This window comes from Pseudonocardia hispaniensis, from assembly GCF_042658695.1.
Lineage (GTDB): Bacteria > Actinomycetota > Actinomycetes > Mycobacteriales > Pseudonocardiaceae > Pseudonocardia > Pseudonocardia hispaniensis.
In genome coordinates, this window is the sequence record NZ_JBHSQW010000014.1 from 133,080 (window position 1) to 145,274 (window position 12,195).

The window sequence follows — 12,195 nt, forward strand, 5'->3', positions numbered from 1 at the left end:
TAGCGTCAGGTCGTGCCCGCCGTGCCGACCCTCGACCTGACCGCCGATCCGATCGACCTCACCGCCGCGCTCGTCGACATCCCGAGCGTGTCGGGCGACGAGGCGGTGCTGGCCACGGCGCTGCAGCAGGCCTTGTGCGCCCAGGCCCCGCACCTGGAGGTCGTGCGCTCGGGCGACGCGGTGCTCGCGCGGACCCGGCTCGGCCGGGAACGGCGGGTGCTGCTCGCCGGGCATCTCGACACGGTTCCGGTCGCCGGGAACCTGCCCGGCCGACGCGAGGGGGACCTCCTGTTCGGCTGCGGCACGTCGGACATGAAGGCCGGGGACGCCGTCATCGTCCATCTGGCGGCCACCCTGACCCGGCCGCGGCACGACCTGACACTGATCCTCTACGACTGCGAGGAGGTCGAGGCCGCCCGCAACGGCCTGGGCCGCATTGAGCGTGAGCTGCCCGAATGGCTGAGCGCGGACCTGGCCATCCTCGGCGAGCCGACCAACGGCACGGTCGAGGCGGGCTGTCAGGGCACGTTGCGGGCACAGGTGCGGACCCAGGGGCGCCGGGCTCATTCGGCCCGTTCCTGGCTGGGCGACAACGCCGTGCACCACGCGGGCGCCGTTCTGGAGCGGCTCACGACCTATGCCGCACGCCAGGTCGAGATCGACGGCTGCCGCTACCGCGAGGGATTGCAGGCCGTGCGGATCGCGGGCGGCGTGGCGGGCAACGTCGTCCCGGACGAGTGCGTCGTCACCGTCAACTTCCGGTTCGCCCCCGACCGCAGCGCAGCGGCCGCCGTCGCGCACGTCCGCGAGGTGTTCGACGGTTTCGACCTCACGATCACCGACCTGTCACCGGGTGCGCTGCCGGGACTGTCGACACCCGCGGCGCAGGAGTTCCTCGCCGCGACCGGAGCCACCGCACGGGCCAAGTACGGCTGGACCGATGTCGCCCGCTTCGCCGCTCTCGGCATCCCGGCCCTCAACTACGGTCCCGGCGACCCGAACCAGGCGCATACCCGTGAGGAGAGCGTCGACATCTCGATGATCACGCGATGCGCGAGCGTGCTCACGCGTTTCCTGAGCTGACACCAACCGTCATTAGTCTTGACGGATGACCCGAGACGGTGACCGTCCGCGCCCGGAGGAGAAGCAACGGGGGCCCGTTGTGCTGCGCCGGGAGCATCGCATCGAGCCGACCACCACGGACCAGCGGCTGCTCGACTCGCGCGGCCCCTCGGACTGGGTGCACACCGACCCCTGGCGGGTGCTGCGCATCCAGGCCGAGTTCGTCGAGGGCTTCGGTGCGCTCGCCGAGCTCCCGCGTGCCGTGACCGTGTTCGGTTCGGCCCGCACCCCCCGTGATCACGCCGAGTACGCCCTGGGGCGCGCCCTGGGCGCCGCGCTGGCCGATGCGGGCTTCGCGGTGATCACCGGTGGCGGGCCGGGGACGATGGAGGCCGCCAACCGCGGCTGCTCCGAGGCCGGCGGGCTGAGCGTCGGGCTCGGCATCGAGCTGCCGTTCGAACAGGGCCTCAACGACTGGGTCGACGTCGGGATCAACTTCCGGTACTTCTTCGCCCGCAAGACGATGTTCGTGAAGTACTCGCAGGCGTTCGTCTGCCTGCCAGGCGGGTTCGGCACGCTCGACGAGCTGTTCGAGGCGCTCACCCTGGTGCAGACCAAGAAGGTCACCAAGTTCCCGGTCGTCCTGCTCGGCGAGGAGTACTGGGGTGGGCTCTACGACTGGATCGTCCGCACCGTCGTCGCCAGCGGCAAGATCAGCGAGAAGGATCTCGGGTTGATCCACCTCACCGATGAGATCGACGACGCCGTGAAGGTGGTGCACGAGGCCTACCGGGCCTGGGAGGAGACGCACTGATGCGCTACACCGTCTGCGTCTACTGTGCCTCGTCGGACTCGGTACCCGAGCGCTACCTGGAGCTGGCCACCGCGGTGGGGGCCGGTATCGCCGAACGCGGCTGGAACCTCGTCTCCGGCGGCGGCCGCGTCTCGATGATGGGCGCGGTCGCGGCGGCTGCGCGGAACGGCGGCGCGCGAACCATCGGGGTGATCCCGCGCGCACTGGTCGACCGCGAGGTCGCCGACGTGTTCGCCGACGAGCTCCTGGTCACCGACACCATGCGGGAGCGAAAGGCGGTCATGGAGGCGCATACCGACGCCTTCCTCGCGCTGCCCGGCGGTATCGGCACCTGCGAGGAGCTTTTCGAGACCTGGACGGCAGGGACGCTGGGCATGCACACCAAGCCGGTGGTGCTGCTCGACCCGGACGGCCACTGGGCCGGGCTGCTCGCCTGGCTGCACGAGCTCGTCGAACGCGGCTTCGTGAGCCCGCAGGCGCTGGCCCGGCTCGTCGTTGCCACCGATGTGGCGACGGCGCTGGACGCCTGCGCCTCGGTCGATGACATGCCAGCATCGGTGTCATGACCATCGATGGGGTCACTCCCGGGCTGCGGTTCGGCAGCCGCGTCCCGGCGGCCGGCCGCGCGCTGGTGATGGCCATCGTCAACCGCACGCCGGACTCGTTCTACGACCGCGGTGCGACGTTCTCCGATCATGCGGCGATGGCGGCGGTGGACCGCGCGGTCGCCGAGGGCGCCGACATCATCGACATCGGCGGGGTCAAGGCGGGCCCCGGCCCGGAGGTTGACGCCGCGGAGGAGATCCGCCGGGTGGTGCCGTTCGTGGCCGCGGTCCGCGACCGGCACCCGGACATCGTGATCAGCGTCGACACCTGGCGGGGCGAGGTCGGCAGGCGCGCGGTCGCCGAGGGCGCCGACCTGCTCAACGACACGTGGGCCGGGGCCGATCCGACGCTCGGCGAGGTCGCCGCCGAAGCGGGTGTCGGCATCGTCTGCTCGCACACCGGCGGGGCGATCCCGCGCCGCCGCCCGCACCGGGTGCGGTACGCGGACGTCGTCGCCGAGGTGATCGAGGAGCTGACCGGGCAGGCCGAGAAGCTGGTCGCGCTCGGTGTGCCGCGGGCCGGAATCCTCATCGACCCCACCCACGACTTCGGGAAGAACACCTGGCACGGCCTGGCCCTGCTGCGCCGCGCCGACGAGCTGGTCGCGACCGGATGGCCGGTGCTGATGGCGTTGTCGAACAAGGATTTCGTCGGGGAGACGTTGGGGGTGACGGAGGTGACCGAGCGGCTGGAGGGCACGCTCGCGGCGACGGCGCTGGCCGCGGCGGCCGGGGCCATGGCGTTCCGGGCGCATGAGGTGGCCGCCACCCGCCGCACCGTCGACATGGTCGCCTCGATCCTGGGCACCCGGCCGCCGGCGCGCACCGTGCGCGCGTTGGCCTGAGGAGGGGCATGGACGCCGTCACCGAGCGGTGGTTCGCGCAGCGGACCTGGCAGGCACCCGGCTGGACCGTCGACGAGCTGGCCGCGGCCAAACGGGGCAGGCGGGTGTCGGTCGTGCTGCCCGCGCTCGACGAGGAGGCAACGGTCGGTGCGATCGTGGCCGCGATCGTCCCCCTGACCCGAGGGCCGGACCCGCTGGTCGACGAGCTGGTCGTCGTCGACTCCGGTTCGACCGACCGCACGGTCGAGCGGGCCGCCGCGGCCGGGGCGCGGGTGGTGCACCGCGAGGACGTGCTGCCCGATCTGGCACCGGTGCCGGGCAAGGGCGAGGTGCTGTGGCGCTCGCTGGCGGCGACCGAGGGCGATCTGGTGGTGTTCCTGGACTCCGATCTCGTCGACTTCGACGCGGGTTTCGTCCCGGCGCTGCTGGGCCCGTTGCTCACGGTGCCGGGCGTGGCGATGGTCAAGGGGTTCTACCGGCGCCCCCTGCGGCTGGAGACCGTGCAGAACGACACCGGCGGCGGCCGGGTCACGGAGCTTCTGGCCAGGCCGCTGTTGGCGGCGCTGCGCCCACAGCTCTCGGCGGTGGTGCAGCCGCTGGGCGGGGAGTATGCCGCGACCCGTGAGCTGCTGGAGTCCGTGCCGTTCGCGGCGGGCTACGGCGTGGAGATCGGGTTGCTCATCGACACCTGCGACCGGCTCGGCCTCGACGGTCTGGCCCAGGTCAACCTCGGGGTCCGCAAGCACCGCAACCGGTCCTTGCTCCAGCTCGGGGTGATGGCCCGGCAGATCCTGGCCGCCGTGCTGCGCCGCTGCGGGGTGTCCGACTCCGGCGACGCCCTCACCCAGTTCCGGCAGATCGACGGCGAGTGGCTGCCCTCGCCGCACCGTGTCGAGGTGTTGGAGCGCCCACCGCTGCGGGAGGTGGTGTTCCCGGGTGGTCGCCCCGCTCCCGCCCCCGTGGTGAGATTTGATCCATGGGGACCGCGCTGATCTACCTGCTGGTCGTACTCGTGGTGGCGGTGGTGGTCTTCGGGCTGGCTGCCGCGGTTTTCGGACGCGGGGAGGAACTCGCCCCGCTCGCTCCCGGCGTGACGCCCACCCGGTTGCCCATCGGTGAGATCAGCGGCCGGGACGTCGGCCAGCTGCAGTTTCCGCAGGCGGTACGGGGCTACCGGATGGCAGAGGTGGACTGGGTGCTCGACCGGCTGGCCGAGGAGCTCGACCGGCGGTGCGCCGAACGCGACGAGTTGCGCGCCCGGCTCGCGCAGCTGGAGTCCACCTGTGCCGCGGCGGGAGATACCCACCGCGGCGAGGACGGCCGGTGACCCCTGCGAGAGCGGCTCCGCCGACGCAGCGCGATGGCGCGAATGCACAGCGTGAACAGCGGCGGTGCCCCGTCGCATTGATCGCTCCGGTTGTACGCACCGCGGAGCGATGGGGGAGAATGGTACGGCATCCCCGCCCGTGCGCGCTCCCCAGCGCACCGGCGCCCTGGACGAGTAGATACGGAGGGAGCACGAGATGGCGGCGATGAAGCCCCGGACCGGTGACGGTCCACTGGAAGTGACCAAGGAGGGTCGGGGCATCGTGATGCGCGTCCCGCTCGAGGGCGGCGGCCGCCTGGTCGTGGAGATGACCCCGGAAGAGGCCAGCGACCTCGGCGACGCACTCAAGGCCGCAACGGGCTGACCGCTCATCCGATGGCCCGGTCGCCGCGCCGGCGACCGGGCCATCGATGTCCGGCCGATCAGCGGTCAGACGGGCAGTGCGGCCGCGGCCGGGTCGTGCACGAGCTGAGAGTGCGTCCCGCGGCGGTCCGCCAGCGTGACCACCTCGATCGAGACCTCGCCGCAGGCGCAGCGCCGATAGCGCACCCACCCCTCGGACGTGTGGTGCGTCGACAGCACCTCGGTCTCCTCGCTGGGCCAGCCGCATTGCGCGCAGCGCATCCCCCGCAGCGTCACGATGTCCTCCGGTAATATATGACTGTGTTTGGCCTCTTACATCAAGGCTAGCAGGTGATATAGACGAATGGATTTCATCGGTTACCGAAGTGATGCACTCGGCGCCGCCGTGGCTCTGGTGAACGCGATGGCGAGCGGCCCGGCCGGTCCCGTGGAACCGCAGCCGAGGCTGCGGGATGTCCTCGTCGAGCATCGCTACCTGGCCGGACACGCGTCCGCCTCGGTCGAGCCGGCGCTGCGGGGCTGGGCGTTGCGGCTGCGCACCGTGTTCGAGGCCGGAGATCTCGACGCCACCGCGCAGGCCGTCAACGCGTTGCTCGCCGATGTCGTGATCGGACCACATCTGTCCAGACACGACGGACAGGACTGGCACCTGCACTACACCCCGCCGAAGGCCTCGCTCGTCGACCGGGTGCGCTCCACCACGGCGTTCGCGCTCGCGATGCTCGTCTCGGAGTACGGGGCGGACCGGCACGGTGTGTGCGCGGCCGAGGGGTGCAGCAGGGTCTACGCCGACACCTCGCGCAACGCCGCCCGCCGCTATTGCTCACCGGCCTGCGCCAACCGCTCGGCCGTCGCGGCCCACCGGGCACGGGAAAGGCTGCGCAGGCTCGCTCAGAGCGAGTAGTAGATCTCCGCCGTCCGCTGCGCAGCACGCGTCCAGGAGAACTCGCGCTGCGCGCGCTCCCGGCCGGCCGCGCCCATCGCCGCGGCCCGCGCCGGGTCGCCGAGCAGCGCATTGACCGCGTCGGCGAGCCCGGCGCGGAACTCCTCGACGGCATGTTCGTCGAACCGCACCAGGGTCCCGGTCTCCCCGTCGGCGACGACCTCGGGAATCCCACCGACGTCGGAGGCGACCACAGCGGTGCCGCACGCCATCGCCTCGAGGTTGACGATGCCCAGCGGCTCGTAGACCGAAGGGCAGACGAAGACGCTGGCGGCCGAGAGCAGCTCGCGGACCTCACCGGTCTGCAGCATCCGGCGCAACCAGACCACCCCCGGACGCGCCGCGGACAGCTCGGCGACGGCCTTCTCGGTCTCCTCCGCGATCTCCGGCGTGTCCGGTGCGCCCGCGCACAACACGATCTGCGCGCCCCGGTCGATCGCGTGCGCCGCCTCGATCAGATGGCCGAGACCCTTCTGCCGGGTGATCCGCCCGAGGAAGACGACGATCGGTCGGTCCGGGTCGATGCCCGCGGCGACGACGGCGCCCCGGCCCGGAACGGGACGGAAGTGTTCGACGTCGATGCCGTTGTGCACGACGTGCACCCGAGCCGGATCGATCGCCGGGTAGCACTCGAGGACGTCGGCCCGCATGCCCTCGCTGACCGCGATCACCGCGTCGGCGTGTTCGTAGGCGGTCCGCTCGGCCCACGAGGACAGCCGATAGCCGCCGCCGAGCTGCTCGGCCTTCCACGGCCGCCGCGGCTCGAGCGAATGGGCGGTGACCACATGTGGGACGTCGTGCAGCATCTTGGCCAGATGCCCGGCCAGGTTCGCGTACCAGGTGTGCGAGTGGACGACGTCGAGGGTGCCGGCGCTGTTCGCGTCCAGCGCGGCGACGATCGACAGGTCCACGCCGAGGGTCTGCAGCGCGGGGTTGGCGCCGGCCAGGAAATCGGGCGGCCGATGCCCGCGGGTGTGCGCGGCCCCCGCCGGCGGATCGCCGAAGCAGTGCACCTCGACCCGGATGTGCGGACCCAGGGCGCGCAGCGCCGGCACCAGATGCCCGACGTGTACCCCGGCGCCGCCGTAGACCTGGGGCGGGTATTCACGGGTGAGCAGGCCGATGTGCACGCGCTGACGCTATTCCTCCCCGGGCACGCGCAGCGACCCTGGCTTGCTCGGTATGGCCCGGCCGCACCGGGGAACACTAGGGTCGTGTCCGTGACCGCGCGAGGCCTGCCGGACCATCGGTCCGGGGGAGCAACGATGTTCGGATGGCGCCGATGATCGCGGGCCGGCCCTTCGCGACGCCGGGCAGGCCGCAGGCGAGCGTGCTGGGCATCGTCCTCGCCGGTGGCGAGGGCAAGCGGCTGTGGCCGCTGACCGCCGACCGGGCCAAGCCCGCGGTCCCCTTCGGCGGCAACTACCGGCTGATCGACTTCGTGCTGTCGAACCTGGTGAACGGCGGGTTGCACCGGATCTGCGTGCTCACCCAGTACAAGTCGCACTCGCTGGACCGGCACATCTCCACGACGTGGCGGCTGTCGAGCGTGCTCGGGCAGTACATCACCACGGTGCCCGCCCAGCAGCGGCTCGGTCGCCGCTGGTACACCGGCAGCGCCGACGCGATCTTCCAGAGCCTCAACCTCGTCTACGACGAACAACCCGACTACATCGCGGTGTTCGGCGCCGACCACGTGTACCGGATGGACCCGGCGCAGATGATCGCCCACCACGTCGCGAGCGGGGCCGGGGTCACCGTCGCGGGGATCCGGGTGCCGCGGGTGGAGGCGAAGGCGTTCGGCTGCATCAACTCCGACCCCGACGGACGCATCGTCGACTTCCTCGAGAAGCCGTCCGACCCACCCGCGGTGCCCGACGATCCGGACGTGACGTTCGCCTCCATGGGCAACTACGTCTTCACCACCGAGGTGCTGCTCGACGGCCTGCGCGCCGACGCCGAGGACGGCGACTCCGACCACGACATGGGCGGCGACATCATTCCGCGGCTGGTGCGGCAGCAGGAGGCGGCGGTCTACGACTTCGCCGACAACGTCGTCCCGGGAGCCACCGAACGGGACGCGGGATACTGGCGCGACGTCGGGACCATCGACGCCTACTACGACGCGCACACCGATCTGGTCTCGATCCACCCGATCTTCAACCTGTACAACGATCGCTGGCCCATCCGCACGTCGATGGCGCCGCTGCCGCCCGCCAAGTTCGTCGAGGGCGGTATCGCGCAGGACTCGATCGTGGGCGCGGGCACGATCATCTCCGGGGCGATCGTGCGCCGGTCGGTGATCAGCCCGAACGTCCGGATCGACGCGGGCGCTGAGGTATCCGACTCGGTGGTCCTGCCGGGCACCCGGATCGGCAGCGGCGCGGTCGTACGGGGAGCGATCCTGGACAAGAACGTGGTCGTCCCGGCGGGGACGCTCGTGGGCGTCGACCTGGCGCTGGACCGTGCCCGCTACACGGTCAGCCCGGGCGGCGTCGTGGTGCTGGGCAAAGGTGCCATCGCGCTGTAAGGTCCGCGTGCGGCCCGGTGCCCTCACGAACCCCAACCCCCACGTTCACAGGTATTTCTCAGACTTTTTTCACGTATCGTTCACGGCCGCGGGGGAACCTTGTACGTGCGCGGCCGGGGTCGTCGGCCGTTGCCGCCGGGGGGAGCGGGGAACACGGTGCTCACGCCGGGCGTTTCCGACAGGTACGACCCGCCCCAGGAGGTGCGCACCGCACATGACCGCTCGCCCAGCCACCGCGACGTTCGGTGCCGGGCCGGCGACCGCCGGGCCGGCGGAAGCTGCGGCATCCGTCGCGGTTCCCGGGGAGGCGGCGGACTGGAGGCCGCCGAGCTGGGACGAGATCGTCCGTGAGCACGGTGACCGGGTCTACCGTCTCGCCTACCGGTTGACCGGCAACCCGCACGACGCCGAGGACCTCACCCAGGAGACCTTCATCAGGGTCTTCCGCTCGCTGTCCTCCTACCAGCCCGGCACCTTCGAGGGCTGGCTGCACCGCATCACCACGAACCTGTTCCTGGACATGGTGCGGCGGCGATCCCGGGTCCGGATGGAGGCCCTCCCGGACGACTCGGACCGCATCCCCGGCCAGGGACCGGAGCCCGAGGTCGTCTTCTCCGAGACCCATCTCGACCCTGCGCTCCAGGCAGCGCTCGACGAGCTGGCGCCGGAGTTTCGCGCGGCCGTGGTGCTGTGTGACGTCGAAGGCCTCTCGTACGAGGAGATCGGTGCGACTCTCGGCGTGAAGCTCGGTACTGTGCGAAGCAGGATCCACCGCGGCCGGGCGGCGCTGCGCAACGCGCTCGAGCGGCTCCGGGCCGAGGTGGCACCCTCCGATACCCGTCGTGGCGACATGGCTCTGGCTGGGGAGGTCGCAGGATGACGCATGCGCGCCGGCGCTTCTCGGTGAGTACCCCCAGCTGGGGGGAAGGGCATCTCACCCTCGATGCGATCGTCGCGTTCGTCGATGACGAGCTCGCCGCCGGCGCGCACGCCCGCGCGACCCAGCACCTCGACCACTGCACCGAATGCGCCGAGGAGGTCGTGGCCCAGGTTCAGGTGCGGTCGGCGCTGCGGTCGGCCGCGACGCCGAGCATGCCGTCCTCCCTGCTGTCGAGCCTGCGGGCGATTCCGCAGGACGTCGACCTGCCCGAGCCACCCGCCGGTCTCGCGGTGTCCCCCGACGGCCAGCTCGTCACCGCGCTTCGCCACCCTCCGGCCGAGGTGTTCCCGCTCGGCGAGACGGTGCCTCGGCCGGCGTCCGGGCGGCGCCGGATGCGGGCGGGTGCCGGGGTCGCCGTCACCGGCCTCGCCCTCGGTGCGCTGGTCTTCAGCGCACCATCGGCGTCGGTCGACTCCGTGGCCGGCACCCCACCGGTCGACCGCGGTGTGCTCGGTGGACCCGTCCTCGGCGGCACCGTCCCGGCGGTCCTGGACACCCGGTTCGGACCGAATACGAACCCGGCGGCTCCGGCCTCGGGTGAGTCACCTCAGCTGACGAACCTGGCCCGGCGCGTCGATCTGATGGCCCCCGCCTTCTCCGTCGCGTACCTGCGCTGACGTCGGCGGCTACGCAGACTTCACCCCCGGTGCGGCAAGCTGGGACTCTCGGACCCGACCCGCAGCCAGGAGCGATGAGCGACCAGCACGAAGGCACGACGAACGGCGAGCCCACGCCGGAGCGGCCCGCGCCCCCGCGGCTGGGTCCGCGCCCACTGGTGCGCCCACCCGTCGACGCGGGGGAGGCGTCGGTCTTCGGCAGGCCCGCGGGGGTCGACGGCGGGTTCGCGCAGTGGCCGCGCGGCAACGGCTCGGCGGCGCCCGGCCCGCTGCGACCTGGGCCCCCGCCCGCCGCGCTGGCCAGCGCGTTCGGCCGCCCCGACGGGGACGCCGCGGCGTTGCAACGGCCGCCGCATCCCGGCCAGGACCCGGCCCAGCCGCCCCCGGCGTTCTGGGCGGATCCCGCGGCCCCGGTCGAGAAGGACCCGTGGCGTGACCCGGACAGCGGGGCGGTGCTCGGCCCGCCACCCGTGGATGGGCCCGAGCCGGCGCCGGCCCCGTCCGGTCCGGGCGCGCGACTGAGCGTCCGGGAGGTGCTCTTCGGCCGGCGGGTGCATCCGCGCGCGCTGGCCCTGCTGGCGTTCGTGGCGCTGCTCATCGGTGTCGCGGGCGGTCTGGTGGGCAGGCTGACCGCGGGCGGGGCGGCGAGGCTCACCGCGCCCGACGCGACGATCGCCGCGGCCGCCCCGGCCAAGGAACGACCTCCCGGCTCGGTCGCCGATATCGCGGCCAAGGTGGTCCCGGCCGTGGTCTCGCTGGAGATCCGGGTCGGTGACCAGGGCGGCACGGGGTCCGGTGTCGTCATCGACCCGGCCGGCTATGTGCTCACCAACAACCACGTCGTCGCGCCGGCCGCGCAGGTCCAGGGCGCCACCGTCGAGGCCGTCTTCAGCGACGGCAGCCGGGCGCCCGCCCCGATCGTCGGGCGTGACCCGAAGACGGACCTGGCCGTGGTCAAGGTCGGGGTCGCGAACCCGACGGTCGCGCAGATCGGCTCCTCGGCCGGACTCGCGGTCGGCGACGCGGTCCTGGCTGTGGGCTCTCCGCTCGGCCTGGCCGGCACGGTGACCAGCGGTATCGTCAGCGCGATCGAGCGCCCGGTCCGGCTCGACGGCGAGGGTAACGCCGGCGACGCCGTCATTGACGCCATCCAGACCGATGCCGCGATCAACCCGGGCAACTCGGGCGGCCCACTCGTCGACTCGACCGGCGCGGTCGTCGGGATCAACACCGCGATCCGCAGCCTCGGCCAGGGCGAGGGCGGTTCGATCGGGCTCGGTTTCGCGATCCCGATCGACGAAGCCCGGCGGATCGCCGAGCAGCTCATCCGCGTCGGCACGGTCACGCACGCCGAGTTGGGGGTGAACGCAAAGTCCGTCACCGACGGCGCCACGGACGGCGCGCAGGTGCAGAACGTGGTGCAGGGCGGTGCCGCCGCGGCGGCGGGGATCAACGAGGGTGATGTGATCGTCAAGGTGGGCGAACGTGCGATCGCCGGGGCGGATGACCTCGTGGTCGCCGTCCGGGAGCACCAACCCGGGCAGAGCGTGCCGATCGAGCTGATCCGGGGTGGCAGGCCGCTCACGGTCACGGCCGTGCTCACCTCCGACTGAGCCTCGGTCGACCGAGCCCCGGCGCGGTGCGCACGTCCGTGCTGAGCTGGGGCGCAGGTAAGCTGACGCCGTGTTCGACAGCGTCGGTTGGGCGGAGATCCTGGTCCTGATCGTGGTCGGGTTGTTCGTCCTCGGCCCGGAACGGCTCCCGGCCGCCGCCGCCTGGCTGGGCAAGGCGATCCGTCAGGTGCGCGAGTACGCCACCGGGGCGCGCGACCAGCTGCGCCATGAGTTCGGCCCGGAGTTCGACGAGCTGCGCAAGCCCTTGGAGGACCTGCGCGGGCTGCGCGACTTCAACCCGCGCACCGCCGTGCGTCGCACCCTGTTCGAGGAGGGGCCGGCGCCGAGGCCGAACGGCTCAGATGTGGGCGGCTCGTCCGGCAACGGCTCGTCCGGCAACGGCTCGTCCGGCAACGGCACGGTGCCAGGTCCACGGGTGACGGGACCGGCCGCACCCCAGCTCTCCCCCGGCGAACGCCCGCCGATCGACCCCGACGCCACCTGAGGCTCCGCGGACCACGCCTCGCCCGCCCGGG

At 72.3% G+C, this 12,195-nt stretch carries 15 protein-coding genes; 13 read left to right on the forward strand and 2 right to left on the reverse strand.

The annotated features are described in order from the left end of the window. Nucleotides 1-21: 21 nt before the first annotated feature. From dapE to ACFQE5_RS07035, 7 genes are all read left to right on the forward strand, one after another. A complete protein-coding gene (gene dapE, locus ACFQE5_RS07005) occupies nucleotides 22-1,083 on the forward strand; it encodes a succinyl-diaminopimelate desuccinylase (protein WP_379584075.1) in 1,062 nt (353 codons plus the stop codon). Between the two features lie 25 nt (nucleotides 1,084-1,108). After that, the gene (locus tag ACFQE5_RS07010) at nucleotides 1,109-1,876 is read left to right on the forward strand and encodes an LOG family protein (RefSeq protein ID WP_379583992.1); all 768 of its coding nucleotides are present in this window, start codon (nucleotides 1,109-1,111) and stop codon (nucleotides 1,874-1,876) included. Then, on the forward strand, nucleotides 1,876-2,442 hold the full coding sequence (locus ACFQE5_RS07015; protein ID WP_379583993.1) for an LOG family protein: 567 nt from the start codon (nucleotides 1,876-1,878) through the stop codon (nucleotides 2,440-2,442). Before ACFQE5_RS07010 ends, ACFQE5_RS07015 begins: the two co-directional genes overlap by 1 nt. After that, the gene (gene folP, locus ACFQE5_RS07020) at nucleotides 2,439-3,326 is read left to right on the forward strand and encodes a dihydropteroate synthase (protein WP_379583994.1); all 888 of its coding nucleotides are present in this window, start codon (nucleotides 2,439-2,441) and stop codon (nucleotides 3,324-3,326) included. The genes ACFQE5_RS07015 and folP overlap by 4 nt, the downstream gene beginning before the upstream one ends. An 8-nt stretch (nucleotides 3,327-3,334) precedes the next feature. Continuing rightward, nucleotides 3,335-4,318 carry a glucosyl-3-phosphoglycerate synthase gene (locus ACFQE5_RS07025; protein ID WP_379583995.1) on the forward strand — a complete coding sequence of 328 codons (984 nt, stop codon included), beginning with the start codon at nucleotides 3,335-3,337 and terminating at the stop codon, nucleotides 4,316-4,318. After that, entirely contained in the window at nucleotides 4,303-4,653 is a 351-nt protein-coding gene (locus tag ACFQE5_RS07030) for a DivIVA domain-containing protein (RefSeq protein WP_379583996.1), read from the forward strand. The genes ACFQE5_RS07025 and ACFQE5_RS07030 overlap by 16 nt, the downstream gene beginning before the upstream one ends. 196 nt (nucleotides 4,654-4,849) lie before the next feature. Beyond that, on the forward strand, nucleotides 4,850-5,017 hold the full coding sequence (locus ACFQE5_RS07035; protein WP_084795897.1) for a DUF3117 domain-containing protein: 168 nt from the start codon (nucleotides 4,850-4,852) through the stop codon (nucleotides 5,015-5,017). A gap of 65 nt (nucleotides 5,018-5,082) precedes the next feature. Here the strand turns inward: ACFQE5_RS07035 and ACFQE5_RS07040 are convergent, their stop codons facing one another. Beyond that, nucleotides 5,083-5,292 carry a hypothetical protein gene (locus ACFQE5_RS07040; protein ID WP_379583997.1) on the reverse strand — a complete coding sequence of 70 codons (210 nt, stop codon included), beginning with the start codon at nucleotides 5,290-5,292 and terminating at the stop codon, nucleotides 5,083-5,085. 67 nt (nucleotides 5,293-5,359) lie between these two features. Here ACFQE5_RS07040 and ACFQE5_RS07045 point away from each other — a divergent pair, with 67 nt between their 5' ends. After that, nucleotides 5,360-5,920, forward strand: a complete 561-nt coding sequence (locus ACFQE5_RS07045) for a CGNR zinc finger domain-containing protein (protein ID WP_379583998.1) — start codon at nucleotides 5,360-5,362, stop codon at nucleotides 5,918-5,920. On the opposite strand, the gene glgA is transcribed toward ACFQE5_RS07045, so the two are convergent. Beyond that, complete coding sequence (gene glgA, locus ACFQE5_RS07050; protein ID WP_379583999.1) at nucleotides 5,908-7,089, reverse strand: glycogen synthase; 1,182 nt, start codon at nucleotides 7,087-7,089, stop codon at nucleotides 5,908-5,910. The two genes, ACFQE5_RS07045 and glgA, sit on opposite strands and share 13 nt — an antisense overlap. 143 nt (nucleotides 7,090-7,232) lie before the next feature. Between glgA and glgC the strand changes: the two genes are divergently transcribed. From glgC to tatB, 5 genes are all read left to right on the forward strand, one after another. Continuing rightward, nucleotides 7,233-8,489, forward strand: coding sequence for a glucose-1-phosphate adenylyltransferase (glgC, locus tag ACFQE5_RS07055; protein ID WP_379584000.1), 1,257 nt, complete (start codon nucleotides 7,233-7,235; stop codon nucleotides 8,487-8,489). Nucleotides 8,490-8,703: 214 nt separating this feature from the next. Then, entirely contained in the window at nucleotides 8,704-9,369 is a 666-nt protein-coding gene (gene sigE, locus ACFQE5_RS07060; protein WP_379584001.1) for an RNA polymerase sigma factor SigE, read from the forward strand. Continuing rightward, nucleotides 9,366-10,046, forward strand: coding sequence for a hypothetical protein (locus ACFQE5_RS07065; protein WP_379584002.1), 681 nt, complete (start codon nucleotides 9,366-9,368; stop codon nucleotides 10,044-10,046). Before sigE ends, ACFQE5_RS07065 begins: the two co-directional genes overlap by 4 nt. 74 nt (nucleotides 10,047-10,120) lie before the next feature. Further along, complete coding sequence (locus ACFQE5_RS07070; protein WP_379584003.1) at nucleotides 10,121-11,659, forward strand: S1C family serine protease; 1,539 nt, start codon at nucleotides 10,121-10,123, stop codon at nucleotides 11,657-11,659. A gap of 70 nt (nucleotides 11,660-11,729) precedes the next feature. Next, nucleotides 11,730-12,164, forward strand: coding sequence for a Sec-independent protein translocase protein TatB (gene tatB, locus ACFQE5_RS07075; RefSeq protein WP_379584004.1), 435 nt, complete (start codon nucleotides 11,730-11,732; stop codon nucleotides 12,162-12,164). Nucleotides 12,165-12,195: the final 31 nt, after the last annotated feature.